General features: G+C 47.1%; 16 protein-coding genes. 5 read left to right on the top strand and 11 right to left on the bottom strand.

Annotation, left to right across the window (positions count from 1 at the left end; all coding sequences use genetic code 11):
- Window positions 1-8 precede the first annotated feature (8 nt).
- From GC130_RS26705 to GC130_RS26725, 5 genes are all read left to right on the top strand, one after another.
- Complete coding sequence (locus GC130_RS26705) at window positions 9-1,184, top strand: acetyl-CoA C-acyltransferase (protein WP_152001425.1); 1,176 nt, start codon at window positions 9-11, stop codon at window positions 1,182-1,184.
- Between the two features lie 284 nt (window positions 1,185-1,468).
- Window positions 1,469-2,620 carry a PAS domain S-box protein gene (locus GC130_RS26710; protein WP_152001426.1) on the top strand — a complete coding sequence of 384 codons (1,152 nt, stop codon included), beginning with the start codon at window positions 1,469-1,471 and terminating at the stop codon, window positions 2,618-2,620.
- Complete coding sequence (locus GC130_RS26715) at window positions 2,610-3,074, top strand: response regulator (RefSeq protein WP_152001427.1); 465 nt, start codon at window positions 2,610-2,612, stop codon at window positions 3,072-3,074. Before GC130_RS26710 ends, GC130_RS26715 begins: the two co-directional genes overlap by 11 nt.
- The gene (locus tag GC130_RS26720; protein ID WP_152001428.1) at window positions 3,067-4,716 is read left to right on the top strand and encodes an ATP-binding protein; all 1,650 of its coding nucleotides are present in this window, start codon (window positions 3,067-3,069) and stop codon (window positions 4,714-4,716) included. The genes GC130_RS26715 and GC130_RS26720 overlap by 8 nt, the downstream gene beginning before the upstream one ends.
- Entirely contained in the window at window positions 4,709-5,770 is a 1,062-nt protein-coding gene (locus GC130_RS26725; RefSeq protein ID WP_152001429.1) for a response regulator, read from the top strand. The genes GC130_RS26720 and GC130_RS26725 overlap by 8 nt, the downstream gene beginning before the upstream one ends.
- A gap of 22 nt (window positions 5,771-5,792) precedes the next feature.
- On the opposite strand, the gene GC130_RS26730 is transcribed toward GC130_RS26725, so the two are convergent.
- The 11 genes from GC130_RS26730 to GC130_RS26780 all read right to left on the bottom strand — a co-directional run bounded on the left by GC130_RS26730 (window position 5,793) and on the right by GC130_RS26780 (window position 23,856).
- Window positions 5,793-6,164 carry a YccF domain-containing protein gene (locus tag GC130_RS26730; RefSeq protein ID WP_152001430.1) on the bottom strand — a complete coding sequence of 124 codons (372 nt, stop codon included), beginning with the start codon at window positions 6,162-6,164 and terminating at the stop codon, window positions 5,793-5,795.
- Between the two features lie 305 nt (window positions 6,165-6,469).
- The gene (locus tag GC130_RS26735; RefSeq protein WP_152001431.1) at window positions 6,470-7,045 is read right to left on the bottom strand and encodes a RidA family protein; all 576 of its coding nucleotides are present in this window, start codon (window positions 7,043-7,045) and stop codon (window positions 6,470-6,472) included.
- 25 nt (window positions 7,046-7,070) lie between these two features.
- A complete protein-coding gene (locus GC130_RS26740) occupies window positions 7,071-9,587 on the bottom strand; it encodes a M14 family metallopeptidase (RefSeq protein WP_152001432.1) in 2,517 nt (838 codons plus the stop codon).
- 87 nt (window positions 9,588-9,674) lie between these two features.
- On the bottom strand, window positions 9,675-10,499 hold the full coding sequence (locus GC130_RS26745; RefSeq protein WP_152001433.1) for a ThuA domain-containing protein: 825 nt from the start codon (window positions 10,497-10,499) through the stop codon (window positions 9,675-9,677).
- A gap of 50 nt (window positions 10,500-10,549) precedes the next feature.
- Window positions 10,550-11,989 carry an amidohydrolase gene (locus GC130_RS26750; protein ID WP_152001434.1) on the bottom strand — a complete coding sequence of 480 codons (1,440 nt, stop codon included), beginning with the start codon at window positions 11,987-11,989 and terminating at the stop codon, window positions 10,550-10,552.
- A 65-nt stretch (window positions 11,990-12,054) separates the two neighbouring features.
- Window positions 12,055-14,196 carry an FN3 associated domain-containing protein gene (locus GC130_RS26755; RefSeq protein WP_152001435.1) on the bottom strand — a complete coding sequence of 714 codons (2,142 nt, stop codon included), beginning with the start codon at window positions 14,194-14,196 and terminating at the stop codon, window positions 12,055-12,057.
- Entirely contained in the window at window positions 14,193-15,230 is a 1,038-nt protein-coding gene (locus GC130_RS26760) for a 6-bladed beta-propeller (RefSeq protein ID WP_152001436.1), read from the bottom strand. Before GC130_RS26760 ends, GC130_RS26755 begins: the two co-directional genes overlap by 4 nt.
- A gap of 16 nt (window positions 15,231-15,246) precedes the next feature.
- Window positions 15,247-16,701, bottom strand: coding sequence for a DUF1501 domain-containing protein (locus GC130_RS26765; protein WP_152001437.1), 1,455 nt, complete (start codon window positions 16,699-16,701; stop codon window positions 15,247-15,249).
- A gap of 3 nt (window positions 16,702-16,704) precedes the next feature.
- On the bottom strand, window positions 16,705-19,023 hold the full coding sequence (locus GC130_RS26770; RefSeq protein ID WP_152001438.1) for a PSD1 and planctomycete cytochrome C domain-containing protein: 2,319 nt from the start codon (window positions 19,021-19,023) through the stop codon (window positions 16,705-16,707).
- 161 nt (window positions 19,024-19,184) lie between these two features.
- Complete coding sequence (locus GC130_RS26775; RefSeq protein ID WP_152001439.1) at window positions 19,185-20,741, bottom strand: SusD/RagB family nutrient-binding outer membrane lipoprotein; 1,557 nt, start codon at window positions 20,739-20,741, stop codon at window positions 19,185-19,187.
- A gap of 19 nt (window positions 20,742-20,760) precedes the next feature.
- Window positions 20,761-23,856: a SusC/RagA family TonB-linked outer membrane protein gene (locus GC130_RS26780; protein WP_152001440.1), complete on the bottom strand. Its 3,096-nt coding sequence runs from the start codon at window positions 23,854-23,856 to the stop codon at window positions 20,761-20,763.
- Between the last annotated feature and the right edge of the window lie 422 nt (window positions 23,857-24,278).

The following is a 24,278-nucleotide window of genomic DNA, read 5'->3' on the forward strand; positions in this document are numbered from 1 at the left end:
CTACAATTATGAATGCATATATAGTGGCCGGCTACAGAACGGCAGTTGGAAAGTCGAAAAAAGGGGGCTTTCGCTTTACCCGCCCCGACGACCTGGCAGCAGATGTCATCAAACACCTGGTTGCTTCGGTTCCGGGCTTTGATGCCAAAAGGGTAGACGACCTTATCGTGGGAAACGCTGTGCCCGAAGCTGAACAAGGCATGCAAATGGGAAGAATGATTTCATTGCTGGCTTTGCCGATGGAAGTGCCTGGCATGATTGTCAACCGGTATTGCGGATCAGGCCTGGAAGCGATAAGCATTGCTGCTTCCCGAATCCACGCCGGCACTGCTGACTGTATTATAGCTGGTGGTACCGAATCGATGTCGATGGTGCCAATGATGGGGTATAAAACTGCACTCAACTGGAAAATAGCGCACGAAAACCCAGACTATTATATCAGCATGGGCTTAACAGCCGAGGAAGTATCAAAAGACTACAACATCAGCCGGGAAGACGCTGACGAATTTTCTTATCACTCTCATCAGAAAGCCATCAAGGCAATAAAGGAGGGAAAATTCAAAGATGAGATTGTTCCGATTAATGTTCACGAAACATATGTGGACAAAGACGGTAAGAAAAAGACGAGAGACTTTGTGGTAGATACCGACGAGGGGCCAAGAGAAGATACTAGTCTCGAAGTGCTTGCAAAACTAAAGCCTGTTTTCAGAATGGGGGGAAAGGTAACTGCGGGTAACTCTTCACAAACTTCTGATGGCGCAGCTTTTGTGATGGTCATGTCGGAAAAAATGGTGCAGGAATATAACCTGAAGCCCATTGCCAGAATGTTGGCCTATACCGCTGCTGGCGTGGAACCAAGAATCATGGGGATAGGGCCGGTGGCCGCAGTGCCAAAGGCGTTGAAACAAGCCGGCCTGAAAATGGCAGACATTGACTTGATTGAATTGAATGAGGCTTTTGCAGCTCAGGCATTGGCTGTTGCCAAAAACCTGGATTTCGACATGTCGAAATTAAATGTGAATGGTGGTGCAGTAGCGCTTGGTCATCCGCTAGGTTGCACAGGCGCTAAACTATCGGTTCAGATTTTCAATGAATTGAGAAGGCAGAAGAAAAAATATGGCATGGTCACCGCCTGTGTAGGCGGTGGACAGGGCGTAGCTGGTATTTTCGAGTTACTTAACTGATCATCAAAGACTCTTTGAGAGAAAGAATTAAAGCATTGGCATTTGCCAATGCTTTTTCATTTATCGCCTCAAGAGATCGAACTTGTATAAGACGGTTACAAAATTCATTTTATCTTTACAAAATAGGAGCAGAAAAGACATCCAGCATATAGTTATTGAGGAAACCTTCTTCCGATAAAGAAGAAAATATTTACAATCCATATTGATGTTGTTACTGATTTGTAAATGTGGACACTCTTATAGCGGACTCTATTAAACAGCACTTTTTTGATAATATTTAATCCATGAAAAACTATTCCACCGGAGAATCAGAGGCCAGGCTTAGCGCCATTTTTGATCATGCCATTGATGGAATAATCACAATTGACGAAAAGGGAATTGTTGAGTCAATGAACCCAGCAGCGGCCCGGCTGTTTGGCTATGAACCAGTGGAAGTACTTGGTCAGAATATTAAAATGTTAATGCCTGAGCCTGACAGAACCCGACACGACACTTACCTGGAAAACTACCAGACGACGGGTGTAAAAAAAATAATTGGGATAGGTAGAGAGGTAAGCGGAAAGAGGAAAGATGGATCTAAATTTCCTCTTTACTTAAGTGTTACGGAAATTCAATTTGAAGGAAAAACGATTTTCACAGGTATCATTCACGATATCACGGAGCTGAAGCTATCAAGGGAAAAACTGCGGAGATATGCCGCCGAGCTTGAGAGAAGTAATAGGGAGCTACAAGATTTTGCTTATGTATCGTCGCACGATTTACAGGAGCCCTTAAGAAAAATACAGGCATTTGGAGACAGACTTCTTCATAAAGAAGCTCCGAACTTGTCGGAGCAAGGGCAAGACTATTTGGCTCGAATGCTGAACGCCGCCGGCCGAATGCAGCGGCTTATTAATGATCTATTGTCTTTCTCGAGAATTTCATCAAAGACCCGAGAATTTGTACAGGTTGATTTGAATCAGGTTTTGGCAGAAGTGCTCACCGACCTTGAGCTGCTTATAGAGCAAACAGAAACTAGAGTAGAGGCTTCCGACTTGCCCACTATAGACGGAGACTATACTCAATTGGCACAGGTTTTTCAAAACTTGATTTCAAACGCCATCAAGTTTGTGAAAGATGGTGAAAAGCCAAGAATAAAGATCTCGGCCAGGGCGGTTCAGGAGCAGGCTCACCTGACGGCTACTCCCGGCGACGAGACTGTTGAAGTCACCTTCCAGGACAACGGAACGGGCTTTGATCAAAAATATGCGGATCGAATTTTTCATATTTTTCAACGGCTGGAGGGTCAAAAATTCGAAGGCTCCGGAATAGGCTTGGCCATTTGCAAGCGAGTGGCTAACCGACATGGCGGAGACATTGTAGCAATAGGCACACCAGGAGCAGGTGCTACGTTTATTCTAACTCTATCAAAAAGGCAAACCAGACATGAGAACTAAAACTTCAAAAAACAATACAATACTTATCCTGATTGCAGAAGATGACCCGGAGGACAGGCTGCTGGCTAAAGAAGCAATTGATGAAAACGGTTTGGTTAGCCGGGTAGAGTTTGTTGAAAATGGCGTCCAGTTGATGGACTACCTTTTTAACCGTCCCCCGTATACCGACAAAGAAAAGTTTCCAACTCCCGGACTTGTCATTTTGGACCTCAACATGCCCAAGAAAGATGGCCGGGAGGCCTTGAAAGAAATAAAATCGAGTAAGCTGCTTAAATCTCTCCCCGTTGTAGTACTGTCCACTTCTAAGGCAGACGAAGACATCATGCAGACATACGACTTGGGGGTGAATTCTTTCATCACTAAGCCGGTTACGTTCAAGGCGCTGGTCGAGATTATGGATACATTATGCCACTACTGGTTTGAAATCGTAGAACTTCCCGCAAACCATGACTAATTATCAGCATCGGTCATCGACAAGTATACTTCTGATAGACGATGATGAGGAAGACTTTCTAATCACCAGGGATATCATAGCCGATTTTCCGTCCGGGGCATACACTTTGGCGTGGGAGCCTGATTTTGAAAAGGCAAAAGTGAAAATTCTTCAAAATGAGCACGAAGCCTATTTGGTCGATTTCAGGCTTGGTGCTGAAAGCGGTCTTGACCTCATTCGGTATTCTTTGGAGAAGGGAATTATGGGGCCGTTCATTTTACTAACCGGCCAGGGCGACCTGCAAATTGACGAAGAGGCCAGAAGACTTGGAGCTGTCGATTATATGGTCAAAGGGTCGATTAATCCAGATCAGCTGGAACGCTCGATAAGATACGGTATTCAGCATGTTCTCAATCTGAACGAAATAAAGGAGCTGAACCAGCAATTGGAAAGAAGAGTGATGGAAAGGACTCGTGATTTGGCGAGAGCGAATGAAAGACTTTCCTATTCCAATGAATCACTTCAAAAAGAAGTAGACGAACGAAAACAGGCTGAAAAGGCACTTAGGGAAAGCCAGAAAATATACAGCGCCATAGCCAGTAATTTTCCAGATGGAATGCTGTGTGTGTTAGATAAAGATCTAAGGTTCCTCCTTGTAGATGGGAAAGCCGAAGAGCCTGAAATGGGTAATAAGCAGGATTGGATAGGGTCGTATGCCAGTTCGATGACTTTTATAGACCAAAAAGAAGCCTTTATTAAAAACTTGAAAAACGTAATTAAAGGCGTGCCATTGAATATGGAAGTGACGGTAGCCAACGGCGAAAGGGAGTATCAGATCAATGCCGTCCCTTTGTTCGATGACGAAGAGAAAATACAGAACTTGTTGATTGTTTGTAAAAACATTACCGAAAGGAAAAAAGCAGAGAAGGAAGTACTCAGAGCATTGAATCAGGAGAAGGAGCTCAATGAACTCAAGAGCAGGTTTGTCACAACAGCGTCTCACGAATTCAGAACCCCACTAAGCACTATCCTTTCTTCAGTGTCTCTGATAGGCCGTTATATTTCAGATTCGGATCAAAAGGAAAAAATAGACAAACACGTCCATCGTATCAAATCTTCTGTAAATAACCTGACATATATTCTTAACGACTTTTTGTCTTTGGGAAAATTGGAGGAAGGGAAAACGACCTTTAACCCTGTATCATTTGATTTGGAACAAATGATTAGTGAGGTGGTTTCTCAGATAAGCCCTACTTTAAAGGAAGACCAGCAGATACTTCTGAGTATATCGGAAGGTACATTTGGAGAAATCTACGTTGATGAGCAAATGACTAAGAATATCTTGATCAATTTGCTCAACAATGCCTCGAAATACTCTGGAGAAAGGCAAAAAATTCACCTAGGTTTGGGAAGAGAGAATGGCCTCCTGAAAATCACGGTTAAAGATGAGGGAATTGGCATTCCGAAGAAGGATCAGCAACGCCTTTTCGATAGGTTTTTCAGGGCCAACAATGCCATCAACATACAGGGAACAGGCCTGGGGCTCAATATTGTCAAGAAATATATTGAACTAATGAACGGACATATTGAATTTAGCAGTGAAGAAAATAAAGGCACCGAATTCAGAGTGGCGATACCAATAACACAACCTAGCTATGACTAAAATATTGCTGATAGAGGACAACTTGGAAATGCGGGAGAATACCGCTGAAATTCTCGAGCTTTCTGATTACGAAGTGATAACAGCAGCGAATGGCAAGGAGGGCATCGAGAAGGCCAAGAAGGAATTGCCGCATCTGATTATTTGTGATATCATGATGCCTGAGCTCGACGGTTATGGCGTGCTACGTGTTTTAGGAAAATTGCCTGAAACGGCCGGCATCCCGTTTATATTTCTTACCGCAAAATCTGAAAAAGAAGACTTCAGAAAGGGGATGAGCATGGGGGCTGATGATTACCTGACTAAGCCCTTTGACGACGTGGAATTGCTGGATATTATAGAGTTGAGGCTTCGCAAAAACCAGATTGCCAGAAAGGAGTATTCCAATGATGTGGATGGCATTGCAGATTTTATGAATGACGCAAAGGCGTTAAATGAGCTGAGCCATTTGTCGGCCGACCGCACCATCAGAAAATTTAAGAAGAAAGAAATAATCTTTTACGAAGGTAATCTTCCACACGGGCTCTTTTTTGTCAATAGCGGAAAAGCGAAAACATACAAAACCAACGACGACGGAAAAGAGTACATCACCGGCCTTTTTAAAGAGGGTGATTTTATCGGATACATCGATCTTTTGCAGAATTCTAACTACACTGAGTCGGCCATGGCCATGGAGGACTCGGAGATTTGCCTTATCCCAAAACAAGACTTCTACAAACTGCTGAACAGCAACCGGGATGTTTCCATCAGGTTCATCAAAATGATTTCCAACAATTTGGTGGAAATGGAGGAAAGAATCCTGAAGCTTGCCTACAACTCGGTCAGAAAAAGAGTGGCTGAGGCCCTGGTGATGCTGGAAGATAAGTTCAAAGAAAAGAACGAAGGAGAAGAATTCAATATGAATATTCCCCGGGAGGATCTCGCCAATATTGTTGGCACTGCTCCGGAGTCAGTCATCAGAACCCTCTCTGATTTCAAAGATGAAAAGCTCATCGAAATCAAGGGCAGCAATATCAAGATCACCAACTCGGCTGGCTTGCGAAAAATGAGAAACTAACGATTTCTGGAATCTGCAGAAGCTACCTAAGGTCTTTCCCAAATGGCGTCAATGCCAGCGAAGCTAATTTCATGTGTTGGGTGGCAAAGGGAATGCCAATAATGGTAATGAACATCAGCAGCCCAAACACCAGGTGAGTAACAGCAACACAAAGACCTCCTGTGAGAAGCCAAATTACATTCATGATTACGGCCAGGCAGCCGGAGTTACTTTCGGTGGTAACCACTTTTTGTCCAAAAGGACTTAGGGCTAGAATGCCTATTTTAAAACATTGAAAGCCAAATGGGATGCCTACGATGGTGAGACAGAGGGCAATGCCACCGATCACGTAGCCGAAAAACAGGAAGATGCCTCCCCCAAAAATAATCCAGAGCAAATTTCCGATGATGTTCATAAAGTTGGGTGTATAGAGATAAAATTGGTAAGTGCCTCTTCCGATCACCAATCTGGTGACCAGAAAAGAAGATACTCACCAGGTAATTGTTCTTAGCTTTAATTACATCATTTGCCCAGTCCTATAGACGTCGCCTTTCGCTATCGGTTGCAAAAAAAACCTCCATTGGAAGAATAAATTTTCGCCAGGTCGTATTGGGATGCAAGAATCGGCGAATGGTGTTGATGCTGCTACCCCAAGCACGATAAAAAAAGAAAACCCGAAGCAGCAGCACCGGGTTTCCATTTTTTTAACCAGAGATGTTATTATTCCACTTCGACGATCATTTCTACTTCTATTGCTATGTTGTTAGGCAACGACCCCATGCCAACTGCCGCACGGGCATGTTTGCCTCTCTCTCCAAACACCGCCACCATCAGATCAGAGTAGCCATTAACTACTTTGGGCTGATCGGCAAAGTCAGGTGCGCAGTTGACCATTCCCAATACTTTTACAATGCGCTTTACTTTTCTTAAGTCGCCCAGCTCTGCTTTCAATACCGAAAGCTGGCTGATGGCTGTAAGCCTTCCAGCCTCATAGCCCTGTTCGATAGTTAAATCAACACCCACTTTGCCGGTGACGTAGCTCCCGTCAGGTTTCGATGGGCCCTTGCCGGCAAGGAAAACCAAATTTCCCGTACGGACGGCATTCACATAATTGGCTACCGGAGCCGAAGGAGTTGATAACTCGATGCCGAGCTCTTTCAGTTTTGCTTCCGGATCATAATCCGACGGAGCGCTTACCTGAGCTTTCAATGTATCGGCACCGTCCTTTGTGTTGGAAGTGCCCGGCGAGCAGGCAGTCATAAGCCCCAGAAATCCTATAAACAATAGCTTTTTCATATCATTTAGGTTAGTTGATAATCAATTATTGACCCACAAAGAAAACAGCGTTAGCAAACAACAGTTTTCCGTTATCCCAAAATGCCCGGAACAATGGATTGTCAGACATATAGATCACCTGGCCACCGCCCATGCGATCAACGCCAAAAACCAGTGAGTTCTCCAATTCCTTTTGTACCCTGTTGCCAGCAAAACCACTTACAGGTTTAGCCCCCGTCGGGATATAGGCTACGTTCCAGGCTCCCGACAATTTGCCAAACCTGCTTTCAGCTGTTTTCAAGCTGAAATAGGTGTTTCCGTAGCCATAAGCCAATGGGTGAGTGTTGTCAAGGTTGACCTTGTAAATAGCACCAGGAATAATCCCCTGGATGTCGTTTCTCTCACGATCCGCATATTTTACATTAGCATCGGCTTCGTCCCATTTTTCCTTCAATTTTTTCAGGGCAGCTTTTTCATCGTCGTCTGCATAGCGTTTCAACGAGTAACCGTCACGATCGGCAAAGCTGTTAAGTGCACCTTGCACGAGGATCAGTCTTCCGCCGTTTCGCACCCAATCATCAATCTTTTTCATCGAGCCGTCACCCAGCCCGTTGTATCTTCCGTTTTGGATAATGATCACGTCATAGCCCGACAGGTCAAAACGGCCGAAGTCGTCGGTATCCAAAACACTGATGGGATAGTCAAGCTGACGCTCGAAGAAATGCCAGGTTTCGCCAAAAGCCAAAGAGGAAACCCCGTTGCCGGCTAGCACAGCCACTTTAGGAGCATCGATGTAGTGAACATCACCACTGCCGAAATCTTTGCCTGAATCGACAAACCCAGTAGTGGTAGCATCCAGCGAACGGCCATATTCTTTGGCAAGGCTTTTTACCAATCCGTCGAAATGGGAAGCATGTTCCTCGTTGCCCCGACGGGTAATGATAAGCGTACCTCTTTCGTAGCTTTTTCCGCCGATGGAGAATGGTGTTTCAGCATAGCGAACTTTCACTTTGTTTTTCAGTAGCTGGGCCAAAAACTTCGCATCTTCCAGCGTTTGCCAGCGGGCGATATAAGCGTAGGCTTTGTCGGTTGAAGTCACTTCAGCAGACGGGGCACTGTACTTGCCAGTTCCGGGCGTGATTTTCTCGCTTACTGCATAAGCCTTTAGACCTTTGGCGTATGGTACGCCCCAGGCTGTGATATCATAGGTGTTGGAATCTTCCACATAAGTGCTTGGCTCAAACAGAATGCTGGCCAAAACGCCTCTCGGCTGATAGCTGCTTACAACCAGGTCGCTGGAAGTTAGATTGAAAGATTCTGTGGCCTGCGTTTGATAGTTAAATCCTTTTAGCGGTTTGCCTGCTGCACCCGTTCCATAGGCAATGCCCATGGCATCCAGCCAATTAGCAAGAGCAGTTAGCTTGTCAGGGTTGTTATCTCCCTTGATCACAAACCCTTTGTATTTGCCAGGAAAGCTGTTGACGTTGTTACTGAAGAACTTCTGGTACTCTTGAAGTACCTGGCTCTTGTTGGCGACCGTAACTTCCACTGTTGAAACACCATTGCTGTGGTGGTGGGCAATTCTGTCTTTCAATGTTAAAGTATCGCCTTCGGCTGTAAGTACGCCTAATCCCCCACGTCCACCGCCGCCTTGCTCGTACGTCATGCCAATGGCCCCGTTGTACACAGGGTAAGTGTCACCATAAGAAGGATAAAGCAAATCAAAGCGCTCCTTGGTAAAGTACAGCCAGCCATTTTGGTCAAAGTATTTGGCGTTGTTTTTACCAATAGTTACCTGGAAGTCATATTGCCATTTGGTGATCAGCTCGTGGTAGGGCCTGGCCGCCGGTGCCATGTAGTAAGGGCTGTTTACTCCCTGCTCATGAAAATCGACATGGATTTGTGGCATCCACTGGTTGTAGATTGCAATCCGCTTCTTCGACTCTATCTGTGTCTGCCATGCCCAGTCCCGGTTGAGGTCAAACAGGTAATGGTTGGCCCTGCCACCAGGCCACACTTCATTGTGCTCTTTGCTTTGAGGGTCGGGATTGTAATCCTTGTTGCCGTACTGATTATAGTAATTGGCGTAGCGATCTCTTCCGTCAGGGTTAATACAGGGATCCATGATCACTACACCCTCTTCGAGCCAGGCAGTTTTGTTGGTGACCAACTCGTAAATAGTGGCCATACTGGCTTCCATAGAAACCGACTCATTGCCATGCACATTATAGCTGAGCCAGATAATTGGAATGTTGGTAGATGGGCTGCCACTTTGCAAACCGGCCCGCTTCAGGTTGTCGGTTCTTATAGTTTCAATATTTTGGTGGTTGGTCTCGCTGGTGACGATGGCATAAACCAGCGGACGATCTTCGAAGGTGCGTCCGTATTCTTTGAGGACAACTTTTGAAGAATTGGCCGCCACGTGCTGGTAATATTCCATTACCCGGTGATGGCGGGTGAATCTTTCGCCGAGTTCGTAGCCAAGAAATTCTTTCGGGCTTTGCACCTGTGCCCAGGTTTGGGTGCATGCGAGGGACAATAAAATTAGTAGCAACTTTCTCATATCAATGTAATGCAGAGTTTGGGTTTACAATTGGAGCCCAAGATAAGAGAAAGATAGGAATGGCAAGTTCGGAATTACGCAGGTGGCTTACTTGCTGTTGCCCAGCCAAAGCAAGGCGTTGACCACGAGCTGGTTCTGGGGCGGATTGCGAAAAGTATGCGACAGCGTTTTGTTAGTGCCTCCCTCATAATCGATATCGTTGTGGCCAAAATTGAAATAGATCATGCGGTATTTGGTGTTGGTCCACGCAATGGGGTAGTAGCCGCTCTGCCAAATCTCATGCTGCTTGGGGCCGGTGCCCAACGGAAAACTTGATGAGTCGACAGATAGCAAAATATCGATATCAGGATTTTTGGTCAGGTCATTTTCCCACCGGTACCATTCGCTTGGTGACGTTTTGAAAGTGTCGGGTAGGTCTTTTAATGCAGGGTGGTTGGGTGCTTCGTTCCGAAGAATGGCTGAGGTTGGCCGCCAGGTATTGCTTTTGTACTGACCGGCCCCCAAAAACTCCTCGTGGTACCAGTCCCAGTCCTGATTAAAATCGGAAGGGGTAAGTGCAAACCCAGCAAAGTGGAAGCCCATCCATGCTCCACCGTTTTTCATGTACTTTTCTAGCGCTGCCCTTTGCTCAGGCGCTTCCGGCCGGGTATCGAGGAAAATCACGACGGCGTAGTTGGCCAGGAAGTCGTCGTTAAGATTGCTCCAGTTGCTGGTCGAGTCGTAAGTGAAACGGTGCTTAGCTGCCTGTTCTTTGAACCATGGGTGTGCTTCGCCCACAAAGCTGATATGGGCCTGGTCATTTTTGGCAGTGAAGAAGGAGATGACTTTGAATTCGTGGCTCACTTTCGGAGATGAGCAGCTGATTGCCCACAGAATAATACCGCTTAAGATCAGAGCCGAAAACGTCTTCATGGATAAATGCCTTTAGGTATTCTGAATGTTGAAGCTTTTTTCAAGAAAAATCACCTCACGGGCGGAGGCCCGTCAGGTAAAATGGCTTTGTACACATAATCGCCTCTTTTTTCCAGAAACTCATCTCGCATCGCTTTTCTAATCGACTCGTTTTCAAAAAGGTCAACCATTGTTAGTGCTAAGCTTTTAGCGGCGAAAACCATTCCTTTGTGCCCGATCGACATGCCGCCGCAGGCAACTACTGCCCACGAATGCCAGGGTGTTCCGATGGCTGCGGTGGTAGCGACAAGCGAAATTTCCGGCGTGATCCAGCTGATGTCAGCCACGTCAGTTGAGCCGCCTGTGGGAAATTCGGCCGTGGGGTCAATTCCGCCTATGGTTCCGTCCAGGCCTTTTTCGTCCATTTTTACAGCTCTCTGGATGCCTTTCGCAAACGCTATTTCATCCGCTGTGTAGCTGATCGGCCCAACCAATTGCATGTTTTTGTAAAGCACGTTGGCGCCGGCAATATTTGGCAATTGCTCGTGATAGCCAGAGGTGATCGTTAGCTTTGGCGTAACTCCAGCAATCATAGCTGCCCCTTCTCCAATTTCCTGCACCCTTTTATAAACTTCCATCATGCCATCTCTGGTGGCATCCCTTACATACAAGCCCACCCGGGCGTAGTCGGGCACAATGTTGGGTGCTTCACCGCCCTTTTCGATGACATAATGGATACGAACGGAAGGCTTAATGTGCTCCCGCAGCATGTTGAGGCCGTTAACAAATGCCTCTACCGCATCCAGCGCACTCCGGCCATTCCAGGGATCGAACGCAGCATGGGCAGCTTGTCCGCTAAACTCAACTGTTACCTCAATCATTGCCTGACTACTTTGGGTGCTTGCTTTGTTTTCAGCGTCGGGGTGCCAGTCGAGACAGGCGTCCAGGTCGTTGAACAAACCGGCCCGGGCCATGTAGATTTTTCCTCCAACTGCTTCTTCGGCAGGGGTTCCGTAAAACCGAACCGTTCCCTTTAGCTTTCCGGCTTGTATCAACTCTTTGATGGCCAATGCCGCTCCAAGACTGCCGGGGCCAAATAGATTATGCCCACATCCATGGCCCGGAGCACCCTCTACCAAAGGATCTTTGCCAGGCACTGCCTTTTGTGATAATCCGGGCAAAGCGTCATATTCTCCCATGATGCCGATGATGGGCTTGCCGCTGCCGTAAGAAGCAATAAATGCAGTGGGCATTTCAGCCACTCCTCTTTCGACAGTGAAACCCTGTGCTTCCGCATAGTCGGCCAATGCTTTGGCAGACACATTTTCTTTTAAGGCGATTTCTGCTGCCTCCCAGATTTTGTCGCTGAGATCAATAAGTTCGGAGGAGTGTTTATCCACCGACTCAAGGGCGGTTTTTTTGTTGCTAGAGATTTTTTGCGCCTTTTGACTAAAAGAAACAGAAGTGCTTAGAAAGGTGGTGAATAGCAAAAGAACAATGCTCTTTTTCATGATAGGTTGGTTTACCATAGTTATATAAAACAAAGTACCTGACACCGGTGCTTATTTGTTGGGCTCTAGTTCAAAAGGATCTCGTCGATAAACACCCAGCCTGGATTTCCTTTGGCGTCGTGCCAGGCTGGTAGTTTTGCTACAGGCACAATGTGAAGTTTGAGCACGGCATATTTTTCCTGAGGCAAATCGAAAGTGTAAAAGGCGGGGCCAACCGGCAGGTTTTGCGATGGCTGTGCTACTTTATTTTTTTTCCAGAGCTTCAGGTTTTTTTCGTCGTTACCATACCAAATGTCGATGCTGGCCGGAGGCATGATCCAGCCGCCGGTGTTGTTGAGGCTGCTAATTGTGATCGACTTTTGGGGCACATTGTCACCAAGGTTGATTTGAACATCCATGGGTTCACCCTGGTAGCCCAGCCAGTTGCCGTCGGTATGAATATTGGTGCCTTTGATGTGGTCAAAAAGCGCCTGCTCCAGCTTGCCTTTGTATTTTGGATTCGGGGGTGTTAGCAAGCTAACACTGGTAGGGGTAATCGAACTTCTTAGAAAAGATTTCGAAACTACCTCGCTGCTGTACCAGCCTTCTTTGAAGGCCTTCACTGTAACTATTGTATTGCCGTCCAAAGGAATCCCGTCTTGGTAGATTGGGGAATTGACACTATCGGGTTCTGATCCATCCAGCGTGTATCGTAGAGTAACTCCGTTGAGATAGTGCTTCACTTTCACTGAAATAGGGTCGGTAAAGAAGGCATCGTTTCCAACAATGACCGGGGCTGAAAGCTGAATGACAGTGCCCTTGTCGTCGAAACCCGACTCAAAAGAAACATCGGGAAAAGCTTCCAATAGTTGGCTCACCTCAGTTGCCTCAATGCCTGTATTCCAGATAAAAACTTTACGGAGTGTTGAAAGAGACTTAAGACCGGAAATGCCGGAAGCAGTTACGGCTGTTCCGGACAGCGATAGCTCTTGTAAATTGGAAAGTTTTGCCAGAGAAGCGAGCCCTTTGTCAGTCACGCCGGTAAAATTGAGATGCAGTTTTTCGAGGTTTTCAAAAGACACCAGAAGTGGCAGATCCTCGTCTTTTACCGGAATTTTGTTAAGGCTTAGTTCTACAACCTGTGTGCGGATTTTTTCAAGCTCTTTCAGTTGATCCGAAGCAAAGGCTTCACTGGAGAAAAAGGTAACGGTGAGTGCCGACGAATTCAGGGCAACCGGACTTATGATCCGATAGTTGGAATTGAGAGCCTCCACCAGCTCAGGGTCGGCGGCTTTAAAGTCATAGGCTTTGGTAAGGTTGAATTTTGCCTGAGCTATTTGATAGAGGGGTTGATCCGGCGCTGTTTCGGCTACCAAAGTGTGAAAAGAAGCCCCACCGGCAATCCAGGCTTCGATGACTTCTTTTTCTTCATCGGTGAGTTGAGTTTTCCCCTCTGGCGGCATATGTTCTTCTACCGATTCCGGCAAGTGGATGCGTTTGAGAAGCAGACTGGCTTCATAATTCAGAGAGTCCCACAATAGTCCATTTTTACCGCCGGCCAAAATAGCCTCAGGGCTTTCCATCACAAGCTCGCCCTTGGCTTTGAGGCTGTTGTGGCAACCCATACATTTTTCCTTGAGAATTGGCTGCACCATATGATCGTAAATTACGGCCTCAGCGAAAGGAACATCTTCGAAACTTTCGTCGGGCATAACAGGCGCAAGCACAAAATTTTCGCCATGTGTGATATTGGCGCCCTGGTGCCCGGCAAAGGTGACGAGCGCAACCATGGCTACGGGAATACCTTTCGACAGAATAGGTTGGTGATTGCAGGTTTTCCTGAAAGTGTACCACCCATAGGAAGCAAAGGCAATCAAAGCCCCTCCCCACTTGTGCCAGGTTAAACTCCCCTCGGCATACCCGCCCTCCTTTGAGAGCAATAAACCCATGAGTGCTGAAAGGGCGGCCGTAAAACTTCCCAGAAGCAGCAGGTCGTCGGCACGAAGTGATTCATCAGCTGGTGACTCAGCTGGCGTTTTGCTTACAAATACCAGTAGGGCATAAACAACCAACAGCGCTATGGGGAAATGAAGCAGCAAAGGGTGCATTCGTCCCAGTACCTGAAGCCAGGTGGGTGTTGCAAAACTATTTTCGAATGCGAGAAGAAAAGCCAGCAAGCAGCAGATAAAAAAGCTGCCGTTGGCGATCAGGCCCCTGAGCTTGGTCATGAAACAGGCGTTAGTTTATATGGGTATACCTGGCCGGAATTCCACTGGGCTACGTAAAGATTTTCCTCGTCGTCGATACATACATCATGAGGGTAGGCAAAAACGGCATCGGTTTGGAACAACTCCTTTAGCTGACCAGCCTCATATTCCGGGGCATTCGCAGCGATGTTGGAAACCACCTTGTCGTTCTTGTCGAGAATCGTTACGAACCCAGATTGCTTCCATGGTTGACTGGCGCTCATAAGCACGGCTGCATATAAGTAGTCGCCTTTGATAACGGGGCGACAAACCCAGGCTCCAGGAAGGGAAATCGTAGACAGGTATTTTCCATCCAGCGTATACCGCTTGAAAGCCATTTGCTGGCGGGAGCTGACAACCAGCGATGGATTAGCCGGATCACGGAAATCGATACAAACGCCATGGGCATTGAGGAGGTGAGCATCAGTTTCGCCCCGGCCACCAAAGTGACGGATGTAGTTGCCTTTGCTGTCGTATTGCACGATGAAGTCTTTACCGTATCCATCGGCCACAAAGATATCCCCATTGGGAGCAATGGCGGTTTCGGTAGGAACGTACTCCTCAGCCTTTGTGTATTCGCCTGTTTCTTTTGGATAGTCGAGCGTCAAAAGAACACGCCCGTTCATGTCCGTTTTAATTACCTGATGGCGGTTGTTGTCGCAAATGAAGAGCACTTCGGTGCCATTTTCGTCAAACAAAGTGAGTCCATGAGCCCCGGGGTATTCCGACCCCCATGTTGAAAGTAGCTTCCCTTTTTTGTCGTAGATAATGACATTGTTTTTGGTTTCGTTGGTGAGCAAGAGGATACGGCCTTTGCTGTCCTGCACCATTTCATGGCAGTCTTTCACCGGGTATTTGGTGATGTCTGCCTGGCTCCATTTGGTGTCGAGCTTGTAGCGCTTTTTACCATGGCCGAGGATGATGTCTTGCTTCGGATTTCTGGCTAACAGAGAAGGTCCAGCCATTACAGCCGAAGCGGCAAGGGCACTGTTTTTTACAAAAGTTCTTCTTTTCATTTTTTGGGTGTTCTTGCTAAGCAATAATTCCTTTCACTACCTTTCCGGCCACATCAGTCAATCTGTACCTTCTTCCCAGGTGCTTGTATATCAGCTTCTCGTGATCGAGCCCCATTTGGTTAAGCACGGTGGCATGAAAATCGTTGACATGAACGGGGTTTTCGGTGATATTATAACCAAACTCGTCGGTTTCTCCGTAGACCATCCCTGGTTTTATGCCGCCACCTGCCATCCAGATAGTGAAGCAGCGGGGGTGGTGGTCACGGCCATAGTTGTCGCCGGTCAACTTGCCCTGGCAATAATTGGTTCTGCCAAATTCCCCACCCCAAATCACAAGTGTTTCGTCGAGGAGACCTCTTTGCTTCAGATCCATCACCAGTGCGGCAGACGATTGGTCCACATCTTTGCACTGGCCAACAATTTGACCTGGAAGGTTATCGTGGGCATCCCACCCCTGGTGGTAGAGTTGCACAAATCTAACCCCGCCTTCGCTGAGCTTGCGGGCCAGCAGGCAATTGGCGGCATAGGTACCAGGTATCATGCATTCGGGGCCGTACATTTTAACGATTGACTCCGGCTCATTTTTTAAATTTGTAAGTTCTGGTACCGAAGTCTGCATTCTATAAGCCAACTCATACTGTTGGATTTTGGCGGCTATTTCCGGATCACCGAACTCCTCGTAGTTTTCCTGATTCAATGCTGCCAGGTGATCGAGCATTTTGCGTCGTTCCGCCCGATCCATTCCCTCGGGGTTGTTGAGGTACAAAACCGGATCGTCACCGCTACTGAACTGCACTCCCTGGTGAACGGAGTCGAGGAAGCCATTGGTCCAGAGTTTGGAATAAACGCCTTGTCCATTTCCTTTTCCTTTTGAAAGCAAAACGCAGAAAGCGGGGAGGTTTTTGTTTTCACTTCCTAACCCGTAACTCAGCCATGCCCCCATGCTTGGGCGGTTGCCTACCTGGGCACCGGTCTGGAAAAACGTGAGTGCCGGGTCGTGGTTGATGGCCTCGGTATAGATACTTTTTACAAAGCAAAGCTCGTCGGCTATGCTGGCGGTGTGGGGCAGCAAGTCGCTGATCCAGGCACGAGACTGGCCGTATTGTTTAAAGTCGAAAATTGTTCCTGCCAGGGGAAATTTGGACTGCCCGGACGTCATGCCTGTCAATCGCTGACCCTGACGAATCGACTCTGGCAAGTCTTCCCCGTGCATTTTTTGCAGCATGGGTTTATAGTCGAAAAGGTCGAGCTGAGAAGGGGCACCATTTTGGAAAAGATAAATGATGCGTTTGGCTTTGGGGGCAAAATGGGGGAGCTGCGCAAAAAGCTCTTCTTCCGGACTAGTGCCTCCCTTGAATAAATCGGGAATCAGCAGTGAGCCCAGTGCAGCACTGCCAATGCCGAGACTTAGCTTCGAAAGAAATTTTCGCCTGTTTTGGTTTAAGCCGTTTTCCAGTTGTTCTTTTTCCATGGCTTATGTCTTTGTAATGGATTCCTCCATGTTGTAAATCAGTTGAATCACGTTGGCCAGTGCCGCTGCCTCACTTTTCTCCACTTCCAAATGAGGATACTCACCCACATTCAGCACCTCCGAAGGGTCGATCGCCTGGCTTTTGTAAATGCCCAGCTGTTCTGAAAAATAACTGTTCAGCAAATCTTTCTCAGACTCCTTCGGCACCCGGCACACAATCAGTCTAAAAGCTTTTGTGATTTTATCTTCGCTGCCCGACTGCTCTTCTGCCAGCTTTTCGGCCAACACCCGTGACGCTTCTAACATGGTAGGGTCATTCATCATCACCAGCGCCTGCAAAGGTGTGTTGGTTTGAGGCCTTTTCACCTCGCACTGGTCTCTATTGCTACCGTCAAATATCATCAATGCGGGAGGAGGCAGTGTAAGTTTGATAAATGTGTACATACCACGACGGTACAAGTCGTCTCCGTGGTCTTGCTGGTAGGTGGCCAACACACCACGGCCGGATGTAGCAGCTTCCCAAAGGCCGTCGGGTTGATAGGCCTTTACACTTGGGCCACCTATTTTATTCACTAAGAGTCCACTGCTAGCCAGGATCAGGTCTTTTACAAACTCAGCGGGCAACCGGAAGCGAGGCCCGTGGCTGAGGTAGATATTGTCGGGGTCGATGGCCAATTTTTCTTTCGATACGATGCTCGACTGCATGTAGGTAGCAGACGTCACTATTTGTTTGACCAGGTATTTGATGTCCCACCCGTTTTCCATAAAGTCGACCGCCAGCCAGTCGAGCAGTTCGGGGTGTGACGGTAGGTCGCCCTGCATACCAAAGTCGCCGGCGGTTTTCACAATCCCCTGGCCGAAGATCATTTGCCAAACCTGGTTCACAAACACACGGGCGGTCAAAGGATTGCTTTTATCAACAGTCCATTTGGCCAGGCCTAAGCGGTTTCTTGGGTAGGCAGTGGTGTCAAACCCCATGACTTCCGACAAAGGCTCGGGTCTCACCTCATCTGTCGGCGAATCGTATTGTCCCCGGTTGAGCACATAGGTTTTGCGCAGGGTATCAAGTTCATCCATTACCGACACCATCATGGTGTCTTTTTCCAGCTGCCTGATAAATGAAAGTACCCCGTCAAGGTCGGCTGTTGTTATTTCAAGCCTCGGTGCCTTGGCTGGTTTCGAAACAGATATGTCGCCCTCGTACCCGACTTCAGGTGTATTGTTGAAGAAGGCAAACATCCTAAAATAGTCCTTCTGCGAAATAGGGTCGTATTTGTGGTCGTGACACTGGGCGCATTCCACGGTGAGGCCAAGTATGCCTTTGCTGAAGGTCTTCGTTTTGTCAAGGATGTATTCGACCCGGTACTCTTCGTCGATTACGCCACCTTCTTCTGTGTATTTATGGTTTCTCAAAAAGCCGGTAGCAAGGATTTTCTCTTTATCGGCGTCGGGAAGCATATCGCCAGCCAGCTGCCAGGTGAGAAATTTGTCGTAAGGAAGGTTTTCGTTGAAGGCATGGATCACCCAATCCCGCCAGGGCCATTGCGTGCGGATATTATCGTCCTGATAGCCGTAGGAATCGGAATAGCGGCCGACGTCCAGCCAGTGAACGGCCATTCTTTCTCCATAAGCAGGGCTGTTCATCAATTCGTCCACAACCTTTTCATAAGCCTCATCGCTTTTGTCGGCCATAAAGCGATCCATGAGATCAAGCGAAGGAGGGAGGCCTGTGAGATCTAGAGAAACTCTTTTCAGCAGCCGTTCTTTGTCGGCTCCTTCGTTGGGTTTCAAACCCTTCTCTTCCATTTTTTTGACGACGAAAAGGTCAAGGTCGTTCTTTGGCCACTCATCGTTTTTCGCTTTGGGAAGAGGCGCTTTTTTTGGGGGGATAAACGACCACAGCTTCTCAAACTTGGCACCCTGCTTGATCCATTTCTTCACCAGCTCAATTTCGTTCTCTGTTAGCAGGGGAAGGTGTGACTCCGGCGATGGCATTTGGTAGGTAGGGTAGGTCGATGAAATGCGTTTTACCAATTCAGATTCCTCAGGTTTTCCAGGCACAATCGCAAATTTTCCTTTGCTCTCTTTCAGCTCAGCAAAGGCAAGTTCCGGAATATCGAGCCTCAGGCCAGCTTTTACTTTGTTTTTGTCGGGGCCGTGGCAGGCGAAGCACCTGTCGCTCATTAATGGGCGGATATGAAAATTATAACTGACGGTTTCGGGCAGGGCTCCAGAAGATGTGGAGTCTTTGCATCCAGGCATGGAAAGAATCAATCCCGCAAAGGCGATGGACAGAAGCCCGGTGATGAGCCTGGTATACATGTTCAAGTAGGGTTATGTAAAATCAAAATTTAAGAAGGTTTGGCAAGGATAACAATGCATAGTCCATTAATTAGTTGTGGCTGGGAAGAGTGGAAAAATAAAGGCACCCGAAGGTGCCCTTATCAATAGATGAGTATTTGAAATCTCAACGGAAAGAGAATTTATTCAACATCCCACCACATTCTTGTGGTAAGCAGGTCTGGTCCCTGGGCCTGAACGGCGCTCTGATAGTTGTCAGGATTGCTGCCAGCTTCTGACTCATAGTACCTCAACCTTCTTGGCACAGTTCCGCCAGTGATGTTGTTCGGGTCGCTTGTAGGAGTAAACGCAGGAAATCCTGTTCTTCTCCAGTTGTTCCATGCCTCAACGTGGTTCAGGTAAGTGGCGGCCCAGTATTGCTCGCCAATCAACTCTAGCTTAGCAGCGTCTGATGCTCCCGCAAAGTCAAGCCCGACGATGTATGTGCTGATTTCCGACGCAGTTGCTGCATTTGAGATGCCGAATGCCTCCCATGACTCGATGGCTGCTGTAACACCAGCCACAAAATGCGCTTCAGGATCAGAAGACAACCAACCCTTCACCGCTGCCTCAGCTTTCATCAGTTCTACTTCAGCGTAGCTAAGGAATGGATACGGATCATCCAGATCTAAAATCTCACGATTGATGAAAGAGTACTCATTTACGCTTTCAAAATCAGGATTGATGGCCGTTATGGTTTGCGAAGTGTAACCATTGGGCAAGCCTTGTTGACTATCGGGATCGGTGTTCCAGGTAGTGCTGTTATACGGGTCACCGGTACCACCTACAATGATCATTTTACGTGGGTCACTGTTGTCCGTTAACCAATCAACAAGGAATTCACTGACACGGCCATTGCTGGCATCGCCACCACCACCGCCGGCATTGGAAAGCACAAGTGAAGTGCCGTTCTGGTTGGTATCACCAGCAGGACCGTTTTGTTGAGCCAAAAATGCGTTGTCATCATTTGATGTCATTGCACCGCCAGCTGCTTCTACAAATACAGCTTGCGCTTCTGTAGGATTCACTTTGCTCATACGAAGCGCTATTCTCATTAGTAATGAATTCGCAAACTTCACCCACTTCTCAATATCTCCCTTAAACAGGATGTCCTGAGAGCCCAAATTGTTAATGCTTAGGTCAAACCCGTCTCTTGCTGCTTTAATATCGCTTATCAGGGCCGCATAGATTTCAGATTGAGCATCGTACTTTGGGAACCAGTTTTCGGCTCCGTCGAGCCCCCTTCCAGCCTGGAAGAAAGGAACGTTTCCATAAAGATCAGTCATTTTGTGAAGATCGAAAGAACGCATGATAGTGGCCGCACCATGAAGGTTAACCAACTCTGGCACGTCCGCTGTCTGATCCACTACATGAGTCAGTGTTTTGATGGCGTCGGTATAGTGACTTTCCATAAAAGCACCGCTGTATTGTGCGTTGTAGTAGTATTTATCGCCACTCCAGTAACCTTGCAACGAGGCATTGTGTTGGATCATAGTAGAGCAATAAATCAAGTTGGTTCTCCAGTTTTCGTAGCGGGCACCAGCTACCCTCAACTGTCCATATGCCAGCAGATACGAAAGGTCTATTTCTTCTGAGGCATTTTTATTTATGTTGAGCTCAATCAGGTTGTCTTCGTTACATGAACTCATGATGAAGACGAGCACCAATGCGGCGCTTAAATATTTCTTTATATTCTTCATAATTCTCTTCATTTAAAGTTTAGAATGACGCCGACAGGTTGAAACCAAAGTTTCTTGTTGTCGGCATGGCGAAGAAGTCAAGCCCCTGCGCATTTCCGCTATTGTTGTAAGCAGACTCAGGGTCAATATTTGGAACACTTGACCAAAGCAAAGCCAGGTTTCTACCAACTATTGAGAACCGAAGCGACTCAATTGGGGTCTTCGCCAATAGCGTAGAAGGCAGGCTATAACCCAAAGATAGCGACCTGAGTTTACCGAATGAGGCATTGTACACGAAGTTGTCGGTAATCTGAGAATAGCGGCTGTAGTAGTTATCAACATTTTCAGGAGCGACATTCCAGGTCTGTGCTTGTCCTTCTTCGTCAACTCCGGAAATGGTGAGCCCGTTTTCACGACCTGGCAGGGTTTCCTTGTGAAGGCCCAGGTTGTAAGCCACCACGTTGGTGCTTGATGCCAGATAACCGCCGCTGCGGATATCTATCAGGAAGTCGAGGGTAAAGTTTTTATAGGTGAATGTATTGCTAATGCCGCCGCTCACAGGGTGACGTCCCGGTGCGATAAGGTCGAAGTCTCCTCTCACTGGATATCCATCGGCGTCATATACTTTTTGGCCGTCGATCTCCATTTGCTTGTAGCCTGCAATGGCTCCCAAAGGCTGGCCTACATAGTGACGAATTCTCTCCTGTTGTGTTCTCGCTTCGTCAAGGTTAAGGAACTCGATAGGCTCACCCAGTGCGTTTGTGCCCAGGTTGATCACATTGCTTATGTTGTGAGCATAGTTGAAAGAAATATCCCACCTAAAACCGTTGGCAACAACGGGAGTGCCTTTCAAAAGCAACTCCACACCTTTATTGCTAAGCTCTCCTACGTTGATTGTAGTGGAGCCAAAGCCAGATGTCCCAGAAATAGTTGTATTCAGGATGTCGTCTGTTGTGGTCCTGTCATAGTAGGCAAGGTCGATACCAATCCTGTTGTCCAGCAGTCTCACATCAAACCCAACTTCAATTTCGCTGGAAATATATGGTTGAAGGGCAGCGTTAGGAATGGAACCGTTGCTGATGGATCCTAAAACTGCTCCCTGGTGGCCTTGCCCTACAAGTCCGTAGGTCAGGTTAAGTGAATAGGGGTCTGGTGCACCACCGCCCACCTGGGCCCACGACGCTCTCACCTTTCCAAAGGTGAAGAACTCAGGCATCGTAAACACGTCCGAGAAAACGAAGCTCAAACCGGCAGAAGGATAGAAAAGAGAGTTGTTTTCGTCCGCAAGGGTCGAAAACTTGTCCTGACGACCAGTCACGTTTAGGAACAGGTAATTTCTGAATCCGATGTTTGCTGATCCGAAGATGGAGTTGATACCGTATTCAGAAAAGCTGTAGCTGTAAGCCTGATTTGTAACGTTGGTTACGCTGTGGAAAAAAGGAATGTTCAAGCCAGAGCCACCAGCGTTTAGCTGCTCAGCTGTTTTTCTCATTCTGTTTCCACCAACCAGACCGTCTACCGAAATGTCACCGAAAGTTTTGTTAACGCCAATGAACATATCGGCATTGTCTTCTCTAATGGTTCTCATGTTCTGGTTGAAGCTTCCGGTAGTAGCGTAGGCTGTGCCATAAGGCTCGTAGTTGTCAGAAGCTACGGACACAAAGTCGGTGCCGACACGGCCTTGCACATACAGCCACTCAAAGAAGTTGTATTTCAATGCGATGTTGCCCAGAACACGGTCCTTATTATCCTCTCTATTGAACTGATAGGCTGCCCAGTAAGGGTTCTGTATATAATTGCTTCCCTGATAGCGGAATTCTGTTCCATCCTCTTTTGCTCCTAATTTATCAGGATCACCCTTCAACGTCTCGTAAGAAAGAGAAGCAGGCTTTGTAAGGATGGCATAGTTGGCGTTACCCGGCGAGTCCGACAATCTTGGTCGGTTGATGGCCTTTTCCTTAGAGTACTGGCCTGTCAGCTTTAGTTCAAGGTTTCCAAAAGCGCCGTTCAAGCCTGTTGTGAAAAGCTTTCTGTCGAAGCTTGCATTCGGCATGATATCGTCATTATTCAAATCAGAAGCCGAAAAACGGAAGTTGCCTTTTTCGTTTCCACCGGAAAGAGCCAATGTATTAGTCCATGTTTTGCCAGTGCGATAGAAGTCCTTGATGGTTTCTCCCGTATCAGAGTAAGGTCTTGATACACCGTCAAACTGAACAACGCTTGATCCGTCAAGTTTGCCTCCCCAGGAGGAGTTGCCGTAATCGAGGGCAGCGGTTTCGTTGGCAGGCTTTTCGCCATCCACACCTATTCCATACTCTTTCTGAAAGTCGGTAAGATCAATCACGTTGTCCATGGTAAAGTTGGAGTTAAAGCTAACGCCGACTCCTTTTCGTGACTTACCTGACTTTGTCGTAATCAAAATGACGCCATTGGCGGCACGGGCACCATATAGTGCTGCGGCCGTGTTTCCTTTCAATACCGAAAGGCTCTCGATGTCATCAGGGTTGATAGAAGAAAGACCATCTCCACCGTCATTTCCACCCCACATACCCGCAGAGCCAAGTGTAGAATTGTCCATTGGCACACCGTTTACCACATAAAGTGGCTGGTCCGATCCACCCAGGGAAGATCCCCCTCTGATAATCACACGGCTTGATCCCGCTGCTCCTGAAGCAGGCGTACTTACATTCACACCGGCTATTTTACCTGTCAGTGCATTTCCCAAGTTGGTAGTACGGGAGTCAGTAAACTGGTCACCACCTACCTGAGTAACGGAGTAACCAAGAGACTTTTTGTCTTTTTCCAAACCAAAGGAAGTGACTACTACCTCATCCAATTGGGTAAAGTCGGCTGTCATCGAAATATCAATCACTGACCTTGAACCCACTTCTACCTCTTGTGTGGTGAAACCAATAAAAGAGAAGACGAGGGTTGTGCCGTCGGCAGACATAGTGATTTTATAATCACCTTCCACATCGGTAACTGTGCCGACGCTCGTGCCCTTGACAGAAATGTTAACACCAGGGAGTCCACCGCCTTCCTCGTCGGTGACCTTACCTGAAATCACTCGGTTTTGCGCATGGGCATAGAAGCCCAATAAGCAAAACACCAATAAATGGGTAAGCTTTTTCTTCATAGAAAATGTTTTAATAGATAATTGATTCGAACTAAAGGGTATAATCAACAGGGGGTGTTGAGGGGATAAATATATAAAGTTTTTTATATACCAACGAAGAAATACCTGGCTTTATAGAGTAACGAAACGATAATGCTCTCATGAGCTGCTAGAAAGTGTGTCCGCACAAATTTTAAAATAGGGCACACGAATTCATACAGCGCATTGTATTTTCTACCCTCAGCAATCGTTTGCATCGATTGATTGCACACTTTTTATGAGATATAAAATATGAATATTCTTATATTTACAGCTGACCATTGAGAGACAGCAGGAAATATATGGCACATAACGGTCTATTTTATAGAGCGTTAACAAAATGTGCTTTTTGAGGAGAGCAACTGGTTGATTATAAACGTTGGTGACATTGCCGAATATTCGGG

The organism is Imperialibacter sp. EC-SDR9 (assembly GCF_902498805.1).
GTDB lineage: Bacteria > Bacteroidota > Bacteroidia > Cytophagales > Cyclobacteriaceae > Imperialibacter.